We start from the raw sequence: 24,258 nt of genomic DNA, 5'->3' as shown, positions 1-24,258 counted from the left end.
ACCATGATCGAAACCAAACAGCACAGAGACGTCCTTGAGATCGTCATGGCCAATCCGCCGGTAAACGCGCTCGGCGAACACCTTCGCAAAGGGCTGCACCAGGCCATCTCCACCGCGCAGCGGGATGATGGAGTGAAGGCCATCGTGATCCGCGGTTCAGGCAAGCTGTTCTCGGGCGGTGCGGACATCACCGAATTCGGCAAAGCGTTCGCCTCTCCCTCGCTGCCCGAACTGGTCGATGCGATCGAGGCGAGCAACAAGCCGGTTGTCGCAGCGATCCATGGGCTTGCCCTGGGCGGAGGGTTGGAGATCGCGCTGGGCTGCCACTACCGGATTGCCACGCGGAGCGCGAAACTGGGCTTGCCCGAGGTATCGCTGGGCCTTCTGCCCGGCGCCGGCGGTACGCAGCGCTTGCCGCGCCTTGTGGGCGTCGAAGCGGCGCTCGACATGATCGTGTCCGGCGCGCCGATCTCGGCTGCCAAGGCCGCAGAAACCGGTTTGGTGGACAGGCTTGCCGACGAGGCTACGCTGGTGGCCGAAGCCATCGACTTTGCGGACACGCTGGACACCCCCCGGCGCACGGGCGAGCGGAACATCCAGGCCGACCCCGCGGCATTTGAGCGCTTCGCAGCGGCCAATGCTCGAAAAATCAAGGATCTCCACGCGCCGCAAGCTTGTCTGGAAGCGGTAAGGACCGCAACGGAAATGCCGCTCGACAAAGGGCAGGAAAAAGAGCGCGCCTTGTTCGCAAACCTGGTCGCCGGCGATCAATCCAAGGCGCTGCGCCATGCCTTCTTCGCAGAGCGTGCCGCAGCGAAGATCGATGGACTGCCCAAGGATGTCGAACGGCGATCCATCGCCCGTGTCGGCGTGATCGGCGCAGGAACGATGGGCGGCGGCATTTCGATGAATTTCCTGTCGGCCGGAATACCGGTCACCATTGTCGAAATGGCGCAGGAAGCTCTCGACCGAGGGGCCGCGCTCATGCGCAAGAATTACGAAGCCACGGCCGCCAAGGGACGGATGACGTCGGAGCAGGTCGAGAGGAGCATGGCGCTTCTCACTACCACGCTTGATTTCGATGCGTTGAAGGAATGCGACCTCATCATTGAGGCGGTTTACGAGAATATGGATGTCAAGAAAGCGATTTTCGCGCGGCTGGATGGCATTGCCAAGCCTGGCGCGATGCTGGCGTCCAACACCTCCTATCTCTCGATCGATGAGATCGGGGCGGCGACGGGGCGACCGCAGGACGTGCTCGGGCTGCATTTCTTCTCGCCGGCCAATGTCATGAAGCTGGTCGAGGTCGTGCGCGGCGCCAAAACCGCGCCAGACGTTCTCGCTACCGGCATGGATATCGCGCGCAGGATCGGCAAGATCCCCGTCGTTTCCGGCGTTTGCTACGGCTTCATCGGCAATCGCATGCTCATCCCGCGCCAGGGCAATGCCAACGCGCTGCTGCTCGAAGGCGCCACGCCCGAACAGATCGACCGTGTGCACACCCGCTTCGGCATGCCAATGGGGCCATTCCAGATGGCGGACCTGGCCGGCGTCGACATCGGATGGCATCGCGATCCGAACCGGATCGAAAGCCTTCAGGACATGCTCTGTGCGCAGGGCCGTTGGGGTCAGAAGACGCAGGCCGGCTTCTATGACTATGATGAGAAGCGACGCCCCTCCCCTTCCCCCGTGGTCGCCGGGATCATCGATGAATTCCGTCAAAAGGCGGGCATCACCTCGCGCGAAATCAGCGATGAAGAAATTACCGTTCGCACCCTCTATACCATGGTCAACGAAGGCGCGGAAATCCTTGGGGAAGGCATTGCCCAGCGCGCGTCCGACATCGATGTCGTATGGCTCTATGGCTATGGCTGGCCGCGTCACAAGGGCGGTCCGATGTTCTGGGCCAATCAGATCGGACTCGATACGATTATCCAGGGGCTCAAGCGACATGCCGACCGGCTGGGCGAGGATTTCGCCATCGCGCCATTGCTCGCCGACTGTCAGGCGGCGGCAAGACCGCTTGATCGGTGAGATCGTAGCGTCGCCGGAGAGCAAGAGACGAAAGAGCAAAAAGGAGAGGTTTATGCCGTTGCGCTTCGCGGAAAGGGCGTCGGAGGCCTATCACCCGCCACTGATCATTCGCCACCTTCTGGAAACCGCCCTGATCACATCGGCCGAGCAGGAAATCATCTATCGGGATCGGCACCGCTACAGCTACCGGGAATTTGCAGGCCGCATCGGCCGGCTTGCCTCGCTGCTGGAACAATGTGGCGCCAGGCAGGGAATGACGATCGCCATGCTGGACTGGGACAGCCATCGCTATCTCGAGGCCTATTTCGCGATACCCATGATGGGCGCCGTCCTGCAGACAGCGAATGTCCGTATGCCCGTGCCCCAGCTTGCCTACACGCTACAGCATGCCAAGGCGGAGATTCTTGTCGTGCATCGGGATTTCTTCCCGATGATCGAAGAAATCCTGCCTTCGCTTATCGGCGTGAAGGCAGTGATCGCGATCATGGACGGTGCGGAGGAGGCATTGCCCTCCTATGCCTGCGGCGAATATGAATTGCTTTCGGCCCTCGCCTCGCCCGACTATCCGTTCCAGGATTTCGACGAGAATGCCGTCGCCACCACCTTTTACACCACCGGCACCACGGGCACTCCTAAAGGCGTATGCTTCACGCATCGCCAGATCGTCCTGCACACGCTCGCGACCACAGGGCCGTTTGGAGGGTCCGACTGGACAGACGGGTTCGGCTTCGGCGACGTCTACATGCCAATGACGCCGATGTTCCACGTCCACGCGTGGGGCGTGCCCTATATGGCCACCCTACTCGGCGTGAAACAGGTCTACCCGGGACGCTACGAACCGGAAATCCTGTGCGCCATGCGTGACGCGCATGGCGTGACCTATTCGCATTGCGTGCCGACCATCCTCCAAATGATCTTCCAGGCTGCGGACGCCAGCGGCATCGACCTTGGCGGGTGGAAGATCACCGTGGGAGGGTCGGCGATGAGCAAAACGCTCTGCGCAGAGGCCCGCAGGCGCGGCATGAAGGTCCATGCGGGCTATGGGATGTCGGAAACGGCGCCCACGATCTGCATCACGCACGCGCGCCTGGATGAACAGGGGGATGAAGAAAAGCTGCTCGAAACCTTGACCGCGACCGGCGTGCCGGTCCCGATGGTCCAGGCCCGGATTGTCGATGAGGCGATGAATCCCATGCCGCACGACGGCATGACCCGTGGCGAGTTGGTGCTCCGCGCGCCATGGCTCACCCCCTGCTATACCGGGGATGCCGCGGCATCGGAAGCGCTCTGGAGGGGTGGCTGGCTGCATACGCAAGATGTCGCGACCATCGACGAACGCGGTTATATCCGCATCCGCGACCGGCTGAAGGACGTCATCAAAACCGGCGGCGAATGGATCGATTCCATTCAGCTTGAGGACCTGCTGGGACAGGCGCAAGGCGTTGCCGAGGCGGCCGTGATCGCGGTGCCCGACGCGAAATGGGGCGAACGGCCGCTCGCGGTGATTGTTCCTGAACCGGAAGCGCTCCCCACGCTGGAGGTGCTCAATGTCCCGGTTGCCGCAGCAATCGCTGCGGGCGCCATCACGCGCTATGCCCGGCTCGAACGCTTCGAGCTGGTTGATCGGCTACCGCGCACAAGCGTTGGCAAGATCGACAAAAAATTGCTTCGAGAGCGGTACGCAGAACCCTGTGAGGTGGCCGCCCAGCCACGGGACCTGTCCCATGGAAAGAAATGATCTCCGGCCGCGCTCCGCTTACCGGCGCTTCACGCATGTCCATATCGGCCGGACCAGCCTGCTCCCCGATTGGCGTGCCATTTTTGAAAGGCATTTCTGATGGATCTTTGCTTCACCCCTGAAGAAGAGCAGTTTCGCGAGGAGGTTCGCGCCTTCTTGCGGGACAAGCTGCCCGTGCGTATCGCGGACAAGATACGCACCGGCAAGCGCCTTGCAAAGCAGGATATGGAGGAATGGCACGCCATTCTGAACGCTCGCGGCTGGCTGGCCAATCACTGGCCCAAGGACCATGGCGGCACCGGCTGGAGCGTCGCTCAAGCCTATATTTTCGATGTCGAGTCCGCCTTGGCCCACGCGCCGCGCATCCTTCCCTTCGGCGTGTCGATGTTGGGACCGGTGCTCATCAAATATGGCTCCGAAGCCCAGAAAAGCTATTGGCTGCCGCGTATCCTGAATGGCACGCATTGGTGGTGCCAGGGTTATTCCGAGCCCGGCGCCGGGTCGGACCTCGCCAGCCTGAAGACCAGTGCGGTACGAGACGGCGACCATTATGTCGTCAATGGTCAGAAGACATGGACGACACTCGGCCAACATGCCGACATGATCTTCTGCCTTGTCCGCACGTCGAATGAAGGCAAGAAGCAGGAAGGCATCTCCTTCCTGCTGATCGACATGAAGTCACCGGGTGTCGAGGTCCGCCCGATCATTCTGCTTGATGGCGAGCATGAGGTGAACGAAGTCTTTTTCACCGATGTCCGCGTACCGGTGGAAAATTTGGTCGGTGAGGAGAATAAGGGCTGGACCTACGCCAAATATCTGCTGGCCTATGAGCGCACGAATATCGCGGGCGTGGGAACCTCCATGGCGGCGTTCGACCATTTGCAGCGCATCGCAAACAGCCAGCGCAAGGGGGGCAGACCTCTTGCGGAGGACCCGCTGTTCGCCGCCCGGCTCGCCCGGCTGGAAATCGATCTTGAGAATATGAAAACGACCAATTTGCGCGTACTCACCGCATCGGGTGGCGGCGCGGCTCCGCTGGCCATGAGCGCCATGCTCAAAATACGCGGCACGGAAATCCGGCAGGAGATCGACAGCCTCGCTCGTCGCGCGCTCGGTCCCTATGCCCAGCCCTTTGTGACAGAGGCATTGGACGAAGGCTTCAATGGGCGGCCCATCGGGCCGGATTATGCCGCCGCAGTAACGGTCGAATATCTCAACAACCGCAAGCTTTCGATCTTCGGCGGCTCCAACGAAGTGCAGCGCGAGATCATCACCAAAGCGATCCTGGAGCTGTAAGCCATGGACTTTCATCATCATGAGGACCGGCAGATGCTGGCCGACACGCTCGGCCGTTATCTGCAACAACGCTACCCGATCGAAACACGCCACCAGATCAGCGGATCGCAAACCGGCTGGTCCCCCGACCAGTGGTCGGCTTTGGCCGAACTCGGCATTGTCGGCGCTTTGTTCGGCGAAGCCGCGGGCGGTTTCGGCGGAACCGGATGGGATATCGCGGTGGTGTTCGAGCAGCTGGGCCGCGCACTCGCCATCGAACCTTTTCTGGGCGTCCTGATGGCGGGCCGCGTGCTTGCCAAAGCGGGCGGGCAAGAGGCGCTGCTGGCCGAAGTTATTGCGGGCAGCGCAATTCTCGCCTTCGCCCATGAAGAACCACAGAGCCGCTACGATCTTGCGGACGTGGCGACCCATGCCGTCCTCGCAGGGGCAAGCTGGACTCTCTCCGGCAACAAAGCGGTGGTGCCACAGGTCGAAGCGGCCGATCGCATTCTTCTTTCCGCGCGCATCGCGGGGGAGCCGGGGGATGAGGCGGGCATCGGTCTATTCCTTGTCGAAAGATCGGCCGCTGGCCTTGAATTGCGCGGCTATCCCATGATCGACGGCGGCCGCGGCGGCGAACTCGCATTGCGCAACACGCCAGCGACGTTGATCGCAGAAAATGGATTTCCCTTGATCGAGGAGGCGGTCGCCTCCGGCATTGTCGCGCTCGCCTGGGAAGCCGTGGGCGTGATGGACGTCCTCAAGGACTCGACGCTCGATTACCTGCGCACCCGCAAGCAATTCGGAATGCCGATCGGCAAATTTCAGGCACTTCAGCACCGTATGGCGACGATGGCACTGGAAATCGAGCAAACCCGCTCCGCCGCTATCAATGTGGCAGATGCGCTCGATTCCGACCGCATCCGCCGGGAGCGCGCTGCCTCTGCCGCAAAATATACGGTCGGCCGGGTCGGTACCCTCGTCACCGAAGAAGCCATCCAGCTCCATGGTGGTATCGGCATGACCTGGGAACTGCCGCTTTCCCACTATGCCAAGCGCCTGACCATGATCGGCCACCAACTGGGTGATGAGGATCATCATCTGACCCGTTTCACCATGCTGGGGAAGGCCAGCTGATGTCCGATATCTATGCCTTGCCCGATTCAGGCCTCCTTGCATTTCTGCTCTTCGACTGGCTGGATATCGGTCATCAGGACGAGCGCGAAACATGGCTTGCCATGATCGATATGGCACAGCGCCTCGCTGCGGATGCGTTCCTTCCTCACTATCGGGAAGCCGATATCACGGAACCGCGCCTCGAAACGGATGGGGTCCACATCCTTCCAGCGATCCAGACCGCGCTCAACCTTTATCGCGAAATGGGCCTGTTCGGAGCGAACTTCTCAGAAGAACAAGGCGGACTTGGCCTGCCTTTTGCGGTTTCGCTCGCGATGCAGAGCAATTTTGCAGCCGCCAATGTGTCGACATCCGCCTATCCCAAGCTGACGGCAGCCAATGCCCGTCTTATTTTGGCATTCGGCACGCCAGCACAGATCGAGCAGTTCGCGCAGCCGGAAATTGAAGGACGCTGGTTCGGCACCATGTGCCTTTCGGAGCCTCAGGCAGGCTCCAGTCTGGCGGATGTGCGCACGCGCGCCATTCTCGATGGCGAGGATGCGCTGGGCGCCCGTTATCGGCTGACGGGTAACAAGATGTGGATTTCGGGCGGCGATCAGGATGCCAGCGATAATATCGTCCATCTGGTCCTGGCGAAGGTCGCCCGATCCGACGGCAGCCTGCCTGAGGGATCGAAAGGCATTTCGCTCTTCATCGTCCCTAAAATCCTGCCGGATGGATCCCGGAACGATATTGCGGTGGCGGGCATCAACCACAAGATGGGCTTCCGGGGGACTTCGAACTGCCTCTTGAACTTCGGGGAAAGTGACGGTGCCATCGGCTGGCGCGTGGGCGCGGAGCGCGACGGCCTTGTCCAGATGTTCATGATGATGAACGAAGCAAGGATCGACGTCGGCATGGGTGCCGCGGCTCTCGCCTATCGCGGCTATCGCCTGTCGTTGCGCTATGCGCAGGAACGCTCGCAAGGCCGCGCTATCGGCGTCCGGGGCGGAGAACCCCTGCCCATCCTGACCCATCCCGATGTCCGCCGCATGGTGCTCCAGCAAAAAGCCTATGCGGAAGGAGCGCTGGCCCTATGCATTTATTGCGGACATCTGGTGGACCGCGCCGACGAGGAGGCTGAAGCGCTACTTGCGCTCCTCACCCCGATCGCCAAGAGTTGGCCATCGGAGTTCGGTGTCATGGCCAATGATATCGCGATTCAGGTTCACGGCGGCTATGGCTATACGCGGGATTTTGCCGTCGAACAGCTCTGGCGCGACAACCGGCTGAACCCGATCCACGAAGGCACCACAGGCATCCAGGCTATCGACCTGCTCGGCCGGAAGCTGCTGTTCTCCGACGGTGGGTCGCTTGCATTGCTGCGTGAGCGTATCGCTGCCACCACCGCTCGTGCCTCGGCCTTCGCGGAGTGGGATGGTCTTGGTACCATTCTGCTGACCTTTTGGGACCGGATCGAGGCGGTCATAGCCGCATTGCGCACAAGGGGTGGCGCCGAAGCGTTCGACGACGCCACGCTGTTCCTGCGTGCCTTTGGCCATGGCGTCGTAGCCTGGCTATGGCTGGACCAAGCGATGAGCGCTTTGGCGCTGGCTGATCCGCAGCCGCGCATTGGCACCGTCTATGCATGCCGCTTCTTCTTCGAGACGGAACTGCCCCAGGCGTTGGGCTGGCTTTCCATCGTGGCGGCTCACAGCGATCTGGTTCGCAATACCCCGGAAAGGGCCTTTGCATGACCGGTCTGCTAGACGAATTGCGCTCGGAAATCGGCATGGTCCGCTATTCGGATTGGCTGACCGTCGATCAAACCATGATCGACCGCTTCGCCGACGCGACATATGATCATCAGTTTATTCACGTGGACCCCGTACGCGCAGCCGCCACGCCATTCGGCGGGACCGTCGCGCACGGCTTTCTGACGCTTTCGCTGCTGCCGCATCTCATGACCTCTGTAGCGCAGCCAGTGATGCCAGCGGTGCGCATGGGCGTGAATTATGGGTTCGACAGGGTCCGCTTCGTCCATCCCGTGCGGGCCGGCCGCCGGGCCCGCGCTGCCGTCATCCTCGTCGCCATCGAGGAGAAGGAACCCGACCAGTTTCAGCAGATCCAGGACATCGTCGTGGAAATCGAGGATCAGCCCAAGCCGGCGCTGATCGCGACCTGGATCACCCGCTTCATCATCTGACATTCTTTCGAAAGGATATCCTCATGCGTGACGCCGTCATCGTTTCCACCGCCCGCACACCCATTGGGCGCGCCTATCGCGGCGCATTCAATGCCACGCCCGCCCCTACGCTGGCTGCGCACGCCATCCGCGCGGCTGTCGAGCGCGCCGGCGTCGATCCGGCCGAAATCGATGATTGCATCGTCGGCGCGGCACTGCCTCAGGGCGTGCAGCACACTGTCGGGCGGACTGCTGCACTGCGCGCCGGCCTGCCGGTGACGGTTGCCGGGATGACCATTGACCGCCAATGCTCCTCGGGCCTCATGGCCATCGCCACCGCCGCCAAGCAGGTGATCGTGGATCGCATGGACGTGGTAGTTGCAGGCGGGGTCGAATCCATTTCGCTGGTGCAGACTTCTCAACTACGGACGGAGCCGGACGCCGATCTGCTCGCCATGGTGCCTGATATTTACATGCCGATGCTGCAAACCGCCGAGGTGGTGGCAACCCGCTATGGCATCTCGCGCGAGCGGCAGGATGCCTATGGGCTGCGCTCTCAGCAGCGCACCGCAGCGGCGCAGGAGGCCGGTGCTTTCGATCGGGAGATCGTTCCCGTCACTTCCATGATGGCCGTTGCCGACAAGGCAACGGGCGAAGTCTCGCACAGGAAGGTGACGCTCTCCAAGGATGAGGGCAACCGGCCGGAAACGACCGCTGAGGGCCTTGCTTCCCTCAAGCCCGTGGTTGAGGGCGGCGTCATCACCGCCGGCAACGCCTCGCAGCTTTCCGATGGCGCGTCGGCCTGTGTCGTGATGGAGGCGGAACTCGCGGCGCGGCGCGGGCTGACGCCGCTCGGCCGTTATGTCGGCATGGCCATGGCGGGCACTGAACCCGATGAAATGGGCATCGGCCCGGTCTTTGCCGTGCCGCGGCTGCTGAAGCGCTTCGGCCTCGGCATGGACGATATCGGTCTTTGGGAATTGAACGAGGCTTTTGCCGTACAGCTCCTCTATTGTCAGGATCGGCTCGGCATACCGGACGACAGGCTCAACGTGAGCGGCGGCGCGATCTCCATCGGCCATCCTTATGGCATGTCGGGTGCCCGCATGGTCGGCCACGCGCTGATCGAGGGCAAGCGGCGCGGCGCCCGCCATGTTGTCGTGACGATGTGCGTCGGCGGTGGCATGGGCGCGGCCGGACTGTTCGAGGTCCTGTGATGAAGGCGCTTCTCTCCATCCGGCCGGGTGGCCCCGAAACGCTGGAACTGACCGAAGTCCCTACGCCCGGGCCGGGACCGGGCGAACTGCGCGTACGGGTGCTTGCCTGCGCGATCAACTATCCCGACGTGCTCGTCATCGAGGACAAATATCAGTTCAAGCCACCCCGCCCCTTCGCCCCCGGCGCGGAGATCTCCGGGGAGGTCGAAGCTATCGGCCCGGGCGTGGACGGGTGGAATATTGGCGACCGCCTGATCGCAATATGCAGCCATGGCGGCTTGGCCGAGCAATTGATCGTAGAGGCCGGGCAGGCATTCCGCCTTCCGCCTGGGCTGGACCCGGTGGAGGGCGCGGCGTTGGTCTTCACCTATGGCACGACAATCCACGCACTGGCCGACCGGGCCGCGCTCCAGGCCGGTGAAACTTTACTGGTGCTGGGCGCGGCTGGCGGCATCGGCCTTTCGGCCATCGAGGTCGGCAAGGCGATGGGCGCCACGGTCGTCGCAGCCGTTTCCAGTGAAGAGAAGGCAGCGGCCGCCCGCGCGGTTGGGGCCGACCGAACTTTGCTTTACGGAAGCGGGCCGTTCGACAAGGATGGGGCAAAAGCCTTGGCGCAAGCCTTCAAGGAAGCCGTGGGGAAAGAGGGTGCCCATGTCATATATGATCCCGTCGGGGGCGATTATACCGAACCTGCCCTGCGCAGCATCGCCTGGGAAGGACGCTATCTGGTCGTCGGCTTCCCGGCGGGCATTCCCCACCTGCCGCTCAACCTGGCCCTGCTCAAATCCTGCGACGTGCGCGGCGTATTCTGGGGCGGCTTCATGGCACGAGAGCCAGAGCGTAATCGTCATCATATCGAACAACTGCTGACATGGTGGAGGGAAGGAATGATCCGGCCACGCATCGACCGGCGCTATCCTCTGGCAGACGGAGGCGCGGCAATTGCGCGGCTCGCCAGCCGTGAGGCAATTGGCAAGGTGGTTGTTCAGATCACTGAATTTTGAAGCGATCTCAATACCGAGAGGCGCTCTTTTCAAAAGTGCGCCCATTATCCTATCGCAGCGACTGTAAGCTTCGTTGATCTATACAGTCCTGCCACATGCTTTGTACCCGGGAAAAATCTTCGAGTACATAAACCTGCACCGATCACCAAGGGACAAAACCGATGAGCATTGACCAATATGCTGATGGTCCGATCGATACCCTCCGAAACCTGTTCGATGATCAGAAGCGTGCCTTCGCAAAGAATCCCACGCCTAGTCTCGACCAACGTGCTGAGCGGCTGGACGCGATAGGCGGCGCCATCTTGCGCAACAGGAAGCGCATTCACGAAGCTCTCCGTGCCGATTTCAGCGCGCATCCGACCGAGCTTGCCGATTTCACCGAAATCATGAGCGTCGTTTCTCGCATGCAATATGCGAAATCCATGCTTGCGGAATGGTCGATGGCCGACGCCCGGCCGCTCAATAGCTTCCTTTACGGGCAATCGAAGGCCTATGTTCTGCCTCAGCCAAAAGGCGTGATCGGCAACATGATCGCATGGAATTTTCCCTTCGAAATCGGCCTGGGTCCGCTTGCTGAGATCATCGCTGCCGGGAACAGCGCGATCATCAAGCCGTCTGATCAAAGCCCGGCAAGCGCAGAGTTGATGAAGGACATCCTGCGCGAGGCCATCGACGAGGACATTGTTGCTGTCTCTCCTTATGATCTGGAAACATCCCGTGCCTTTTCAAGACTGCCCTGGGATCATCTCATGTACACGGGCAATGCCGCTATCGGTCGCGAAGTCGCTGGAGAAGCTGCGAAAAACCTGGTCCCGCTGACGCTTGAACTCGGCGGCAAAAATCCCACGATTTACGCCCCCCGATCGATCAACGCAGGCTCGGTCGCAGCGACCTTGCGGGTGAAGCTCGCAAAGGGAGGACAAATCTGCATCAACACGGACTATGTGCTTGTTCCTCGTAATGAAGTCGGTTCGTTCGTCGATCACGCCAGGGCATGGTTCGCCAGCGAAGCGGCCGACTTCGTCCGCAGCGGCAACGTCACCGGCATCATCAACCATCGTCATGTCGCACGGCTCAATGCCATGGTGGAGAATGCCTGCGCGCAGGGCCTGGAGGTCATCACTCTGGGCGGCGAGCGGGGCGAAGACCGGCGCATGCCGCTTTCGCTGGTGATTGATCCACCGCTGGACAGCCAAATCATGCAGGAAGAGATTTTCGGACCCATCCTGCCGATTGTGCCCTATGACACAATCGATGATGCCATCGCATTCATCGCCTCGCGGGACCGTCCTTTGGGCGTCTACCTGTTCTCGGACGATGAAGCGCTCAAGCAAAGAATCCTGCGCGAAACCATATCCGGCGGCGTGAGCTTCAACTGCGTGCTGTTGCACGGCGCTCAAGCGAATATGGGCTTTGGGGGCAGCGGCATGAGTGGCTATGGCCGCCATCACGGCATTGAAGGATTCAGAGAATTTTCCAATCCTCGCGCAGTCCTCGACTTCGACGAACAATCACCCGCTCTCAGCATTCTGCCGCCCTACGGTGACATCGCGCGCAAGATCATCGCCGAATTGACCGGAGACGCCTAGAGCGATTTCCAGTCAGATGGCATCATCCAACGGTTAAGAAATCGCGGAAAAACAAAGGAATAGGGCATCGTGCGCAAAAGTGGAAACCGGTTTTGCGCACAACGTCTAATCGCCCTCAGCCGCTCGCCGGAGCCGTCATCGCTGCCGCCGCGGCGAGCAACCCGGCGTTGAAACGCTGCGACAGCCCGGCGGTGAGGACGGCGTTGAAGGCGTGGATCGCCCCGGCATAGCTGTGCAGATCAACCGGAACCCCTGCGGCGCTCAGCCGCCGCGCATAATCGAGATTCTCATCGAAGAAGAGGTCGAGGCTGCCGGTGGCGATATAGGCGGGCGGCAGGCCCGACAGGTCTTCGGCGAGGCTAGGCGAAAACCACCCGCGCCGCGCATCGTCGATTGCGTAACCGCCTTGCAGCGATCGCCAGCCAAAGCGATTGTTCGCGCGCGTCCAGATGAACTCGCCGGTTGCCGGGTTCCGATGGGGACAGGCGTCGCCGCCGGTGCGATGGTCGAGCATGGGATAGGTCAGGAGCTGTCCCGCGATCGCCGGGCCGCCAAGATCGCGCGCCATGATCGCGAGCGCCGCGGCAAGCCCCCCGCCCGCACTCTCGCCCGCAACCACGATCCGCGTCGCGTCGAAACCAAGCGCATCGGCCTGATCCGCAAGCCATGTCAGCGCGGAATGGCAATCCTCCTGCGGCGCCGGAAAGGGATGTTCAGGCGCAAGGCGATAGTCGACCGACGCGACCGGCACCCCCGCGGCCTGCGCGAGCGTGGCGGGCGCCGACTGGAACTCCCGCACCGATCCCATCACCATGCCGCCGCCGTGAATATGCAGGATCGCGCCCGCGTCGGGGCGCACGATCTTTGGTCGATAGAGCAGCACCAATATCTCGGGTCCGCCGTGGATAGACGGGATATGCACCTCTTCGGGCGCGATCGCGGGCGGTGGCAGGAAGGCATAGCTCTCCGCCGCCGCGGCGCGAATATGGGCAATCGACGCGGATTCCAGGTCGAGGCACGGGAGCAGGTCGATCAGCGGCGCGATTTCGGGATCGACCAGGTGGCGTGTCGTCATCGTCGCTCTCTCCCTCCGTCGGCTATCCGCCGTCAGCCCATCCCGCACAGCAGTTGGCGCGCCTTCGATGCAATGTGCGAGGCATTCATTTTGTGCTTGTCGAGCAGATAGTCGAGGCTCGCGCCTTCGGCAAACACGTCCTGGATGCCGATCATCGCGAAGCTGAGCCCGATTCCGCCGATCGCCAGGGTTTCGGCAACCGCAGCGCCAAGGCCCCCGACTATGGAATGGTTCTCCGCCGTCAGCATCGCCTTATGACTGCGCGCCAGCCGGATGACCAGATCGCGATCAAGCGGCTTGATCGACGCCATGTTCACCACGCTGGCGCTTACACCGCCTTCGGCTAGCATATTCGCTGCCTGGAGGGCCTGCGCAACCATCAGGCCGCTCGCCAGGATCGCGACATCCTCGCCTTCGCGCAGCACCTGGCCTTTTCCGAGGGTCAACGGCATCAGCGGCTCGCTCTCGTCCGGCTCGGCCCAACTCGTCTCCAACCGCAGATAGACCGGCCCGTCATAGTCGAGAGCAGCCGCGACCGCCGCGCCGATCTGCGCCGGGCCGGCAGGTTCGATCACCGCCATGTTCGGCAGGCTGCGCATCAGAGCGATATCGTCAATCGCCTGATGGGAGACGCCGAGTTCGGTCGTAAGACCCGGCATGAAGCCCACCAGCTTGACGGGCAGCTTCGGATAGGCGGCCTGCATCGCAATCTGATCGAAGACACGCCGGGTGATGAACACGCAGAAGCTGTGCGCGAAAGGAATATCGCCGGTGCGCGCCATGCCGCCCGCGACGCCGACCATGTTCGCTTCCTGGATGCCGAGCATGAAGAAGCGATCGGGCAGCGCGTCGCGGAACAGATGGGTTTGGGTCGGCTGGCTGAGATCCGCGCCCAGGCAGACGATCCGCTCGTCCGCCCTGGCGGCCGCCAGCAGCGCGTGACCATAAGAGCGCGCGTTCAAGGTTTCGTGCCAGTGGCGGAGGTCGGCGAAGCCGCCAAGGCCGTGAGACAGGGTTTGTACTTCGCTCATGCCGCTTCCTCCAGAATAGCCAATGCCCGCTCGCCATCTTCGGGCGAGAGGAAAGCCACGTGGGCCATCTGCCCTTCAAGGAACGGGATGCCGGCGCCCGGGACTATTTCCGCGACGATCACCGTCGGAGCGCCCTTCGTCGCACGGGCCGAATCGAGGGCTTGCACGATGTCGGCCATATTATTCCCGTCGATATCGATCGCGTTCCAGCCAAAGGCTTCGAATTTCGCGCCGATCGGATCCATCGCCACGACCTGGTCGGTATGGCCTTCGACCTGGAGATAGTTCCGGTCGATGATCATGCAGAGATTGTCGAGACCGAAGCCGCCGGCGGACAATGCCGCCTCCCAGACTTGCCCCTCCTGCAGTTCGCCGTCGCCGAGCACCACATAGACCCGGCTGTTCGATCCTCTACGACGCAGAGTCAGGGCCATCCCGATCGCTACGGACAGGCCCTGCCCCAGCGATCCGCAAGTCGCCTCCACCATTGTGCCGAGCCGTTCAGATGCGTTCACCTCCAGCGGAGATCCGTCGTCGGTATAGGTGCCGAGTGCCTCTGGCGGGATCAGGCCCGCCTCGACGAAGGCCGCGTAGAAGATCGCGGTGTTGTGCGCGGTGGAGAGAAGCAGGCGATCGCGATCGAACCAATTCGGCTGGTCCGCGTCGAGCCGCAATTCGCCGAGATAGAGCGCCGCGAACAAATCTGCCGCACCAAGGCCTTGCAGCAGATAGCCAACCTTCACCTTCTGGATCATGCGCACCACGTGCCGCCGAAGGTTTTGCGCACGTTGTTCCAACTCCGGCACGCTCGGGACGTTGCGGGTCATTCGAATCCTCCCTCGACAATCAGCATGGGATCGTCGTTCCTCATTGTTGCTATTGCTTATGCGAACGCTGCGAGCTTGGTGACCGGCCCCAGCGTCGGACGCTGACGTTTCAGGGCAGCGAATGCCCCGTCAGCAGCGTTGATCGCAGCGGAAATGTCGTCCTCATCCATCGCGTCGCACAGGAACATATTGTGCCAGGGGTGCATGTAGATTCCCCGCTTCAGCATCTCGCTTGCCCAGGCGAAGCCAAGACGCAGGTCGGGGTCCTCGTCGAACATGATGAGCGGCATCTGCGCCGGACCTGTCTGGCGCAGGCTGAACCCGTGGGCGCCCGCGCTGTCGTGAAGGCCATCACGGAGTTGCTGCCCGAGCCTTTCGGTCTTCTCGAGGTAGTTGGTTTCGCGGACCAGCCGGAGAGTCTCCAGCGCGGCCGCCATCGGAGCCATGGCGTACCAGAACGACCCCGTCACATAGATCGATTGCGCTCCTTCCCGCGCGGTGTCTGCGCCAAGCAACGCCGAGATCGGATGCCCGTTGGCGATCGCCTTGCCCCAAGTCGACAGGTCGGGCTTCACGCCGACGACCGACCACGAGCAATCGCGCGCGATGCGAAGGCCGGCGCGAACATCGTCGACCACGAGCATCGCGCCAGCCTCATCGCAAAGCTCGCGCGCCCGTCGCGCATAAGCGGGATCGGGCAGGCTCTGATCGACGAAGCTGTCGTGCTTGAATGGCGCGGCGAAGATCGCAGCGAGATCGTCGCCCGCTTTGGCCACCGCCTCCTCAAGGCTGGCGATGTCGTTGTACGTGCAGAATATCTGGTTGGCGCGATCCTCCGCCGTCGTGCCCATTGGCCGGGGCGTGCACCACGGCGCCGCGCCGTGATAGGCTCCCTTTGCCAGCACGACGGTCTTGCGCTTGGTCTGCGCCCGCGCCGTCATCAGCGCCATGGTGGTCGCGTCGGTCCCGTTCTTGCAGAACATCGCCCAATCGGCGTGCGAAACCATGCCGACCATCTGCTCAGCGAGTTCGACCATCAATTCGGACGGCCCGGTCAGTGGGTCGCCCCGGCGGATTCCGGCAATCGCGGCGGCGTCGACGCTCTCGACGGCATAGCCGAAGAGATTGGGCCCGTAGGCACACATCAGGTCGAGATAACGGGTGCCGTCGGCATCCCATATGTAGGCGCCTTCGCCGCGGTCGAAGAATTGCGGATAATCATCGGGAAGGAGGACTGTCGAAAGGTGGCCGTACATGCCCCCGGGGATCACGGCTGCGGCACGCTCGCGCAGCGCCCTGTCGTTGCTTGGCAAATTGGTCGTCATCTTATTCCTCCACACCGAAACGGCGCAACACGTTTTGGGTTATCCGCGTCACATGCGGATCGCGGGCAGCCAGCGCATGCGCCCATTCCGTGGTGCCACCATTGAACACTTCGCCCTGCCCGCGTTTGAACGATGCCATCACGGCATGTCCGCGGAGCAATCCCGGATCGTCCGGCCGTACCCGGCCATCGAAGACATCGCGGGCAATGACATCCAGCTTCTCCGGGGGAATGATCGGCCGATAGGGGCTGTCAGGCGACTCCCCGAACGCGCAGGGCGCGATCCCGATGATTTCGAGAGTCTCCGGCACGCCCAGCGCCGCCACCGGTTTCGGCAGCCCGTCGCTGCCGAATATGAACCGGCATCCGTCATTTTCGTAGCCGAGCAGCGGGAGGTCACCCGTCATGATGTCGCCGTAGAACAGATCGGTTCCGGCCAGTGCCCAATGCCGGTCATCGTAGATCGTATAGCCGCCCTGCCCGCGCGATACGCACATGCCGAGGCGGTGATAGCCGCCGAAGATGAAGCTCAGGCCGGTGAGCGCAGCTTCGGGCCGGCCGAACGCCTTGTGCGACCAGAGATGCGTGCCAAGCGCCGGATCGGCGATCGCTGCCGGATCGGCTTCAAAACCACGCCATTTGTGGCAGACGAACCTATTGCCGTCGTCCTCGAACCGAACTTTCCAGAAACCGGTATTGCCCGAAAAGATCGCGAGATTGCCGCCCGCATCGACAAAGGCATCCAGCGCGTCGCGTTCAGCGCCGGTCCAATATTCGCTGTGCCCGACAAGCAGCACGGCGGAGTAGCCGTCGAGGGCATTGGGGTCGATGTCGAGATCCCGGTCGGTGGCGTAGTCGAGCGCGATCCCTTCGGCTTCGGCCCAGGCAACGAAGGCGTGCTCCCATTTGTTGAGATAGCCCGCCGACCCGTCATAGGGCGTCGAACTCGCATATAGCCGCCAGCTCGGATCACCGGCCCAGGGCTGCTCTTCGAACCCGCGGGCGCGCAGATTGACCAGGCGAGGCATATCCGCGGGTCCGGCGACGATCGGTTGCGAGAAGGGACGTTGCGTCGACAGGACGCCGATCGCGCCCGCCATCGCCTCGGCGATGGGCTTCCGGCCGCTCATCAGGCCGGCGACGTCGCAATAGGCCGACCGGCCGCCCCAATAATTATAGGCGTGATAGGTGTTGGTCGCGAGCACCAGCAGCGCCCTCGCGGTACGTTTCCCGGCCGGCGGCCGCACGCAGAGAGGATGATGCCATTCCGCGCCCGCCGCGTCGGTCAGGACCAGATCATAATAGCCCGATGGCCAGTCCCGGCCGACATCGAAGCCGGCCGCCACTGGCCATCCGCAGCCGGCGGTGTCCGCTTCGTCGGGCGTGGCATGATCGCCGATCCGGATATCCGGGAGCACCAGGACCGCGTGACGGGCCTGGCCGACCCGCTCGACGGTCAATCGGCACGGTCCCGACGATGTCGAGCCGAACAGGGTGATCGTATCGCCTGGCCGAGCGCTGAGACGGTCGGCATAGAAAGCGGTCATCGGTGCCCTCCGCAAATTCAGTATTTATAACTATTAAACAGAATGACAGATAAATCCCATATAATCTGGGTTGTCATGCCCTAACAGTAGTGATATCCGTCGTCAATCAGTAGTTTTAGCTATCGATATAAAGCCACAAAAACGGAACGGTTCCGGGAGTTTGAACAACTGACAGATTAGGGGAATGATATGACGAAATTTCTGACCGGGGCAGCGATCGCCCTCACCGCCGTTTCCTCTCAAGCGCACGCGCAGGCCGCACCGCCGCCGGATGCCAATTCCGCCCTGGAGGCGAGTCCCACGGCGAGCGAAACGTCCGGCGGACTGGGCGACATCGTGGTGACCGCCCAGCGTCGCAAGGAAAAGAGTCAGAATGTGCCAATCGCGCTCACGGCCTTTGCCAGCAAGGACATCGAGCAGCGGCGCATCGGCAACATCGCCGATCTCAACAATCTCGCGCCCAGCCTGCGCATCACCAATGCGGACGCGGCGGCCAACCCCAAGATATTCATCCGCGGAGTCGGACTGAGCGACTTCAACGCAACCTCGTCGAGCGGCGTCGGAATGTATGTCGACGGAGTCTATATCGGTTCGCTGCTGGCGCAGATGTCCGGATTCTATGATCTCCAGCAGATCGAGGTGCTTCGCGGCCCGCAGGGCACCCTGTTCGGCCGCAACACCACGGGCGGCGCGATCAACATCACCTCCAAACAGCCCACATTCGATCGGACGGCCGACTTCTCGTTCGACTATGGCCGCTTCAATCAGCTTTCCGCGACTGCGGGTATCGGCGGACCGTTGATCGACGGCCTCGTCGCTTACCGCGTCGCTGGCACGGTGACGCGCGACGATGGATATACGGTCAATCGCGATGGCGGCGACCGGGTGAACAATGCCAACCGCTATGCCGGACGCCTGACACTTCTGATCACGCCGGATTCGGAAACCGACATCACGCTGAGCGCGAACCGGTTCTGGAACAGGGGCGGCGCGCGCCAGCCCAAATCGCGTCCCCTGTTCCCGCAGAGCGCGGCGGCGACCGGACCCGATGGCCTGTGCGCGCCAGCCTATTACTATAGCGGCCAGTGCACCGATGCGGTCGGCTATGCGGAAACCGATCCCAACCCGTTCAGCATCAATTCGAACATCGAGGGCAAGGACAGGATCGATCTCTGGGGCGTGTCGGGGACTGTCAATCGCAAGCTGGGCAATGTCGAGCTTGTCTCGGTCACGGCCTATTCCAAGGTCAAGCGCAACAACCTTGAGAACACCGATGCCAGCCCGTTGCAGATGGTTGAGATCAACTACATCAGCGCCCAGAAGCAATTCTCGCAAGAGCTTCGCCTGCAGGGCACCAGCGGCCGGGCGACCTGGGTGCTCGGTGGCTTTTACGAACATGAGATTGTCACGACCGATAATGTGACCGACCTGCTCAGGATATATCGCCCATATTTCGTCTCGCCTGCCAATCCTTCCGGCGCCAGCATCCCGAATTTCGTTGCGGTCTTCACCAATCCGACCCGCCAGACGACCGACAGCTATGCGGCATTCGGGCAAGTCGATTACCAGCTGACCGACAAGCTCGTCGCCACCGCCGGGTTGCGATATTCCGCCGATGCCAAGCAATTCCATTATGTCCGCAAGGCGGAAGGGATCGTCCAGTTCATCGTCGACGACGCCAAGACCTTTGGTGATTTTTCCGGCCGTTTGGGACTGCGGTACCAGTTCGACGATAATCTGAACGTCTATGCGAGCTTCAACCGGGGCTACAAGAGCGGCGGCTTCTTCGGAGGATCGGCCGACGATCCGTCGCAACTCGCCCCGTACAAGAATGAAACCGTCAACGCTTATGAGATCGGGTCGAAAATGGACCTGTTCGACCGGCATCTCCGGATCAACGCCTCCGCCTTCTATTACGACTACAGGAACATCCAGGCCTTTTCGCTGGTGGAGCGCAATGGCCTGACGGTCCAGGTGCTCGACAATGCGGCCGACTCCAAAATATATGGCGGCGAACTCGAAATCACGGCCACGCCGGTCAGGAACCTCAGCCTGAACGGTAGTATTGCCTATATCCACGCCAATTACGGCACATATATATCGATCGGGTCGGACGATTATACCGGCAATCGCATGCCGCATGCCCCGCGTCTTTCGATCACCGGAGGCATTCGATACCGGATCGATCTGGGCAGGGATAGCGCCATCACTCCGCGGCTCGACATGTCGTACCGCACCAAGGTCTATTTCGACAGCACCCAGCGCGAACGGCTCAGCGACGGCAACATGTTCCTGCTCGACGGAGAAATCGCCTATGCGCTGCCGGGCGGCAATGTCGAACTGGGCGCGTGGGGGAAGAACCTGACCAACAAGGTCTATTTCGCCGGCCTTGGTCCCATAGACAGTCTCGGGATCGATCTGCTGAGCTACGCTCCGCCGCGAACCTATGGCGCGTTCCTCCGCTTCCATTTCTGACCAGAGGAGCGACCGTGGAAGAAATGAGCGTCCGCTCCGTGCCACCTTATGCTCCGGCCGATCGGGCCGGAGCGACCGGCCAACTGACCAGAAGCGCATTGAGCTGGGCGCTTTACCAGGGCTTCCGCGACCCATATCTGGGCCTGGTCGGCGGCTTCATCTTCATGCCCTATTTCGCGACCGTCCTCGTGTCCGATGCGGTTGCCGGACAGGCAGCCGTGGCCACGATCGGCAAGATCAGCGGACTGGCGATCGCGGTCATCGCGCCGATCCTGGGCGCGATGGTGGACATGATCGGACCCCGAAAGCCCTTGCTGGCCGCGCTGACGATGTTGGTCGTGCCGTTGATCGCCTGCTTATGGTTTGCCGCACCAGGCAATGCCGGGCTGCCGATATCGGTCGTCATGGCCATATTGGTCGCCGTCGGCGTACTCTATACCATGTCCGAAGTGGTCTTCGCCTCGATGCTGCCGGCAGCGGTTCAGCCGAGCCAGCGATCGGCCGCATCGGGACTGGCGCTTTCGCTCGGCAATGGAACGTCCTTCCTGTTGACCGCGCTGGTGTTGTGGGCCTTTGCCTTGCCGGGCAGCGTCCATGGCTTCGGCATTCCCGATGCCCCGTTGCTCGGCCTCGATCCGCTGGCGCACGAACCATCGCGCATTGTCGCGCCGATCGTCGCTTTATCCTTCGCGATCGGCGCGATCCCCTTGTTCCTGTTCGCCCGCGACACGCCTCGGGCAACGGCGCGCGGAGCGGCTACCATTCGCGATGCGGTGGCGAACCTGGCCGGGCTGTTCCGGGAGGCCCGCCGCCATCGCGATGTCATGACCTATATGGTGGTGCGCACTGTGTCGCAGGATGCCGGTACGGTGCTGCTCACGATTGGCGGCGTCTACACCGCAGGGGTCATGCGGTGGGGCACGATCGAGATGCTGGTCTATGGCCTGTTCGGAACCGTCGCCGGGATGGGCGCCGGGGCACTTGCCAGTTGGCTGGACAAGGCGCTGGGTCCCAAACGCGCGCTCCAGATCGAGATCGCGGGCACGCTGATCACCTTGCTCGGCATGCTCGGAACCTCCGCGACACAGATACTCTACCTCTGGCGATTTTCCGAAGGCGACGTGCCGGCGCTTTGGGACAGCCCTATCTTCGCCACCGCCCCGGAAATCGTCTATCTGACGATCGCATTCGTCGGGTTCCTCTTCCAGATCGCCGCATGGTCGTCGGCGCGGACGCTGCTTGTCCGGCTGGCGCCGCCCGACAAGGTGGGTGCGTTCTTCGGCCTGTCGGCGTTTACGGCAGCGACGACAGGCTGGATCGGCCCCATGCTCGTGGGCTTCTTCACAGCGGCCTATTCTTCGCAACGGGCAGGACTGGTGCCGGTCGCCATTCTGCTGCTGATCGGATGGGCGGGATTGTTCCTCGTCAGGGGCGGGACCACGGAACAGGTGTCAAAGCCCAGATGAATATCCTCCAACGCGCCTTCGAGCTTGCGGCGCCATTGCCTCCACATGATAAGGTGGCCCGATGAAGAATATGGAACTGTCCACCAAAACCCGCCCGAGTCAGAACCGGGGCTATGATACGTTCGAACTGATCGTCCAGACGGCCGGACGTTTGCTTGAATCGATCGGCTTCGAGCAACTGACGACCAATCTGGTTTGCAAGGAGGCGGGACTTTCCCCACCTGCCCTCTATCGCTACTTCCCCAACAAGCATGCGATCCTGAGGGAGCTTGGCGACCGCCTGATGAAGGCGCAGGACGAAGCGGCGATCGCGTCGATGGATGCGGGTGGAGCCCCGGGAAGCACTGTTGACGACCGCGTCAGGCAATCGGTCGAGGTCGTGAACCGCATCATCGAGATAACGCGGAGCTTTCCCGGGAACATCGCCATCACCCGGGCGCTGCGCGCCATACCGATGCTGAAGGACGTCCGCATCTCATCGAGGAACAACGTCGCCCAGCATCAGGCGATCGCTCTTGCACGCATCTATCCCAATATTCCGTTCGATGAGCTTCAGATATGCAGCAAGATGAGCATTGAAATGTCGTACATGGCGATCGAGATGGCGCTGGAGGAACCGAAGGAAGAAGCGAACCGCCTGGTCGAAGCGACATGCAGGGCCGTGACGCTCTATATCGACGATATTCACCGCACCTATGATCATCGGCCGGCCTCGATTTCCTCGCCCGCCGGCGGTGTCCCGCAGGACGGCGCGGGAACTGCCGATTAACGCACCCTGTTGGCTGGATATTATCAGCTCGACTTTGCGCGATCGGGCTGCGAAGCATGGTGTCTCGATCGGCCGTATGACCCGGGGCGTCGGAATATTTTGCGGTTCTCGGTGTGGCGGTGAACGTTGAGGCGGCGTGAGGGGCGCTTGTGAGGTGGTGCCGGAAATTTGGACAGGGTGATAAGCTCAGCCCTAAAGAAGTGTGAGCCGGTTTTGAAAAATCGACCCTAACCATGAGCCTAATTTCGGCATTGTTCAAATCCGTCCGCAGACGTCCGCAGGGGAATCGAACCCAAAAAAAACCCCGCGGAATCGCGGGGTTTCTTGGTGGAGCCGAGGGGGGAAGGCATAAACGAGCCAATACCCACGGAAATCCGCCATTTTTTAGCTTTGCTACGTCTCTCTGTGTATCAGCCCTGTGTTACATAACAAGGAGCAAAATTTTTTGGCGTGAAGGGTGTAGGGATTAGGGTGGAAGCGCAGCCACGTTTTCAATTAAATCAGTGGCTTGGTCGTTCCACCCCTGCATTTATCCTTACGATCTACACTCTCTTCACTGGGCTTCGGACATCCCGAAATCGGTCAGTTCGGTTCCGTTGAAATCGCAGTGAACCTTGAACTTCAATTCCAAGTTGAAGGCGTTCTTCGCGGTCGCCGACATCAACACCTGCGTCCGTCCCTCTCCTCCCGCGCGGAAGTCATATCCCAGTGGGAAATCCACCGTGGACGGATGGGTGGCATTGCTCAGGACTGCGCTCCGACAGGCTACAACGGCATCGGTTTCTTCCATGGGAGCAACCTTGGCAAAGCTACGTCCGTTCGTCGCATCAGCAGCTACGAAATCGAAGGACAGCATCTCTCCAGCGGTAAAGCAGGGAACGGAGAAAACCTTCCCCTTGGTGGTCTTATTGAGAACAAGGGATTGGTGATCCAGAGCCTCACATTCGCGGCGCTGTTCCATGATCCGGTTCATGACTTTCACAGCCGCCGCTCGCAGCCCCGCGCTGCCTTCCGGCCAGTCGAAATCCGCCTCGGTGTAAACGCGCCGTCCATCGGCGGCCGTTTTGACCTTACGCAGGGATGACGAGGGAACCCATCCATAAAGGCGCGGAACATCGCTGCTCGTGGGAGTATGGATTTTCGACCAGTCTCCAACCCGGCAATGTTCGCGGACGGTGTGCCCCTCCTCCATGGGGAAGGGAACAGTTTCATCACCAACCTTCCACGGCACGGTCGCCGCGTTCGCCTTGGGAGCCGAACGCAACTCAACGTCACTATTTGCTGCAAAATCCGCCTCTGTCTTATGCGATCCAAAATCGCATTGCATGGCGGCAGCGGCTTCCGCACTGGCGCGCGCCTTACTTTCGGAAGCCGTATCCGCACCCTTGGGGAGCATAATGACGGCCAAAGCAGTCATAAGGCCGCCAAGCAGCAAACGTGCCTTGTTGCCCACAGTGGGTTTGCCCTGCGCTCTCCGCTCCCGAAAGGATCGAGACCAAGCCATTCCGCCAGCTATGAAGAAACAGAGTGCAGAGACGAAACCGCCAAACACCACCAACGACAGGATCGAGGCGGCCCCTCCTGCC

The 24,258-nt window shown here is 61.7% G+C and carries 18 protein-coding genes; 12 read left to right on the top strand and 6 right to left on the bottom strand.

Annotated features, from left to right (window positions below):
* Nucleotides 1–3: 3 nt before the first annotated feature.
* The 9 genes from RUH75_RS13005 (at nt 4) to RUH75_RS12965 (ending at nt 12,158) form a co-directional block, all read left to right on the top strand.
* Nucleotides 4–2,034 (top strand): 3-hydroxyacyl-CoA dehydrogenase NAD-binding domain-containing protein, encoded by a 2,031-nt coding sequence (locus tag RUH75_RS13005; RefSeq protein ID WP_313806559.1) that lies wholly within the window; start codon nt 4–6, stop codon nt 2,032–2,034.
* A gap of 52 nt (nt 2,035–2,086) precedes the next feature.
* The gene (locus RUH75_RS13000; RefSeq protein WP_313806557.1) at nt 2,087–3,772 is read left to right on the top strand and encodes a long-chain-fatty-acid--CoA ligase; all 1,686 of its coding nucleotides are present in this window, start codon (nt 2,087–2,089) and stop codon (nt 3,770–3,772) included.
* 99 nt (nt 3,773–3,871) lie between these two features.
* Entirely contained in the window at nt 3,872–5,068 is a 1,197-nt protein-coding gene (locus RUH75_RS12995; protein ID WP_313806555.1) for an acyl-CoA dehydrogenase family protein, read from the top strand.
* A 3-nt stretch (nt 5,069–5,071) separates the two neighbouring features.
* Complete coding sequence (locus RUH75_RS12990) at nt 5,072–6,184, top strand: acyl-CoA dehydrogenase (RefSeq protein WP_313806553.1); 1,113 nt, start codon at nt 5,072–5,074, stop codon at nt 6,182–6,184.
* The gene (locus tag RUH75_RS12985; protein WP_313806551.1) at nt 6,184–7,920 is read left to right on the top strand and encodes an acyl-CoA dehydrogenase; all 1,737 of its coding nucleotides are present in this window, start codon (nt 6,184–6,186) and stop codon (nt 7,918–7,920) included. Before RUH75_RS12990 ends, RUH75_RS12985 begins: the two co-directional genes overlap by 1 nt.
* Nucleotides 7,917–8,369 (top strand): MaoC family dehydratase, encoded by a 453-nt coding sequence (locus RUH75_RS12980; RefSeq protein ID WP_313806549.1) that lies wholly within the window; start codon nt 7,917–7,919, stop codon nt 8,367–8,369. Before RUH75_RS12985 ends, RUH75_RS12980 begins: the two co-directional genes overlap by 4 nt.
* 23 nt (nt 8,370–8,392) lie before the next feature.
* A complete protein-coding gene (locus RUH75_RS12975; protein ID WP_313806547.1) occupies nt 8,393–9,565 on the top strand; it encodes an acetyl-CoA C-acyltransferase in 1,173 nt (390 codons plus the stop codon).
* Nucleotides 9,565–10,569 (top strand): NADPH:quinone oxidoreductase family protein, encoded by a 1,005-nt coding sequence (locus tag RUH75_RS12970; protein ID WP_313806545.1) that lies wholly within the window; start codon nt 9,565–9,567, stop codon nt 10,567–10,569. Before RUH75_RS12975 ends, RUH75_RS12970 begins: the two co-directional genes overlap by 1 nt.
* A gap of 161 nt (nt 10,570–10,730) precedes the next feature.
* Nucleotides 10,731–12,158 (top strand): aldehyde dehydrogenase family protein, encoded by a 1,428-nt coding sequence (locus tag RUH75_RS12965; RefSeq protein ID WP_313806543.1) that lies wholly within the window; start codon nt 10,731–10,733, stop codon nt 12,156–12,158.
* Nucleotides 12,159–12,273: 115 nt separating this feature from the next.
* Here the strand turns inward: RUH75_RS12965 and RUH75_RS12960 are convergent, their stop codons facing one another.
* The 5 genes from RUH75_RS12960 to RUH75_RS12940 are packed head-to-tail and all read right to left on the bottom strand — an operon-like array spanning nt 12,274 to nt 17,962.
* On the bottom strand, nt 12,274–13,233 hold the full coding sequence (locus RUH75_RS12960) for an alpha/beta hydrolase (RefSeq protein WP_313806541.1): 960 nt from the start codon (nt 13,231–13,233) through the stop codon (nt 12,274–12,276).
* Nucleotides 13,234–13,265: 32 nt separating this feature from the next.
* Complete coding sequence (locus RUH75_RS12955) at nt 13,266–14,264, bottom strand: transketolase C-terminal domain-containing protein (protein WP_313806539.1); 999 nt, start codon at nt 14,262–14,264, stop codon at nt 13,266–13,268.
* Nucleotides 14,261–15,091, bottom strand: a complete 831-nt coding sequence (locus RUH75_RS12950) for a transketolase (RefSeq protein WP_313806537.1) — start codon at nt 15,089–15,091, stop codon at nt 14,261–14,263. The genes RUH75_RS12955 and RUH75_RS12950 overlap by 4 nt, the downstream gene beginning before the upstream one ends.
* Before the next feature lie 56 nt (nt 15,092–15,147).
* Nucleotides 15,148–16,416 carry an aminotransferase class III-fold pyridoxal phosphate-dependent enzyme gene (locus RUH75_RS12945; protein WP_313806535.1) on the bottom strand — a complete coding sequence of 423 codons (1,269 nt, stop codon included), beginning with the start codon at nt 16,414–16,416 and terminating at the stop codon, nt 15,148–15,150.
* Between the two features lies 1 nt (nt 16,417).
* Complete coding sequence (locus tag RUH75_RS12940; protein ID WP_313806533.1) at nt 16,418–17,962, bottom strand: N,N-dimethylformamidase beta subunit family domain-containing protein; 1,545 nt, start codon at nt 17,960–17,962, stop codon at nt 16,418–16,420.
* A 189-nt stretch (nt 17,963–18,151) separates the two neighbouring features.
* Here RUH75_RS12940 and RUH75_RS12935 point away from each other — a divergent pair, with 189 nt between their 5' ends.
* The 3 genes from RUH75_RS12935 to RUH75_RS12925 all read left to right on the top strand — a co-directional run bounded on the left by RUH75_RS12935 (nt 18,152) and on the right by RUH75_RS12925 (nt 22,672).
* Nucleotides 18,152–20,437, top strand: a complete 2,286-nt coding sequence (locus tag RUH75_RS12935) for a TonB-dependent receptor (RefSeq protein WP_313806531.1) — start codon at nt 18,152–18,154, stop codon at nt 20,435–20,437.
* Between the two features lie 23 nt (nt 20,438–20,460).
* The gene (locus RUH75_RS12930) at nt 20,461–21,903 is read left to right on the top strand and encodes an MFS transporter (RefSeq protein WP_313806591.1); all 1,443 of its coding nucleotides are present in this window, start codon (nt 20,461–20,463) and stop codon (nt 21,901–21,903) included.
* Nucleotides 21,904–21,973: 70 nt separating this feature from the next.
* Entirely contained in the window at nt 21,974–22,672 is a 699-nt protein-coding gene (locus RUH75_RS12925) for a TetR/AcrR family transcriptional regulator (RefSeq protein WP_313806529.1), read from the top strand.
* Between the two features lie 553 nt (nt 22,673–23,225).
* On the opposite strand, the gene RUH75_RS12920 is transcribed toward RUH75_RS12925, so the two are convergent.
* The coding region (locus RUH75_RS12920) for a hypothetical protein (protein WP_313806527.1) at nt 23,226–24,258 on the bottom strand (1,033 nt) is incomplete at its 5' end.

The organism is Sphingobium sp. (assembly GCF_032153725.1).
GTDB lineage: Bacteria > Pseudomonadota > Alphaproteobacteria > Sphingomonadales > Sphingomonadaceae > Sphingobium.
The sequence above is the reverse complement of the archived record's forward strand: the minus strand, read 5'-3'. Positions and strand labels throughout refer to the sequence as shown.

Excerpts from the sequence above, each read along its gene's own strand:
- RUH75_RS13005 (WP_313806559.1), top strand. The coding sequence starts at position 4 with ATGATCGAAACCAAACAGCACAGAGACGTCCTTGAGATCGTCATGGCC.
- RUH75_RS13000 (WP_313806557.1), top strand. The coding sequence starts at position 2,087 with ATGCCGTTGCGCTTCGCGGAAAGGGCGTCGGAGGCCTATCACCCGCCA.
- RUH75_RS12995 (WP_313806555.1), top strand. The coding sequence starts at position 3,872 with ATGGATCTTTGCTTCACCCCTGAAGAAGAGCAGTTTCGCGAGGAGGTT.
- RUH75_RS12990 (WP_313806553.1), top strand. The coding sequence starts at position 5,072 with ATGGACTTTCATCATCATGAGGACCGGCAGATGCTGGCCGACACGCTC.
- RUH75_RS12985 (WP_313806551.1), top strand. The coding sequence starts at position 6,184 with ATGTCCGATATCTATGCCTTGCCCGATTCAGGCCTCCTTGCATTTCTG.
- RUH75_RS12980 (WP_313806549.1), top strand. The coding sequence starts at position 7,917 with ATGACCGGTCTGCTAGACGAATTGCGCTCGGAAATCGGCATGGTCCGC.
- RUH75_RS12975 (WP_313806547.1), top strand. The coding sequence starts at position 8,393 with ATGCGTGACGCCGTCATCGTTTCCACCGCCCGCACACCCATTGGGCGC.
- RUH75_RS12970 (WP_313806545.1), top strand. The coding sequence starts at position 9,565 with ATGAAGGCGCTTCTCTCCATCCGGCCGGGTGGCCCCGAAACGCTGGAA.
- RUH75_RS12965 (WP_313806543.1), top strand. The coding sequence starts at position 10,731 with ATGAGCATTGACCAATATGCTGATGGTCCGATCGATACCCTCCGAAAC.
- RUH75_RS12960 (WP_313806541.1), bottom strand. The coding sequence starts at position 13,233 with ATGACGACACGCCACCTGGTCGATCCCGAAATCGCGCCGCTGATCGAC.
- RUH75_RS12955 (WP_313806539.1), bottom strand. The coding sequence starts at position 14,264 with ATGAGCGAAGTACAAACCCTGTCTCACGGCCTTGGCGGCTTCGCCGAC.
- RUH75_RS12950 (WP_313806537.1), bottom strand. The coding sequence starts at position 15,091 with ATGACCCGCAACGTCCCGAGCGTGCCGGAGTTGGAACAACGTGCGCAA.
- RUH75_RS12945 (WP_313806535.1), bottom strand. The coding sequence starts at position 16,416 with ATGACGACCAATTTGCCAAGCAACGACAGGGCGCTGCGCGAGCGTGCC.
- RUH75_RS12940 (WP_313806533.1), bottom strand. The coding sequence starts at position 17,962 with ATGACCGCTTTCTATGCCGACCGTCTCAGCGCTCGGCCAGGCGATACG.
- RUH75_RS12935 (WP_313806531.1), top strand. The coding sequence starts at position 18,152 with ATGACGAAATTTCTGACCGGGGCAGCGATCGCCCTCACCGCCGTTTCC.
- RUH75_RS12930 (WP_313806591.1), top strand. The coding sequence starts at position 20,461 with ATGAGCGTCCGCTCCGTGCCACCTTATGCTCCGGCCGATCGGGCCGGA.
- RUH75_RS12925 (WP_313806529.1), top strand. The coding sequence starts at position 21,974 with ATGGAACTGTCCACCAAAACCCGCCCGAGTCAGAACCGGGGCTATGAT.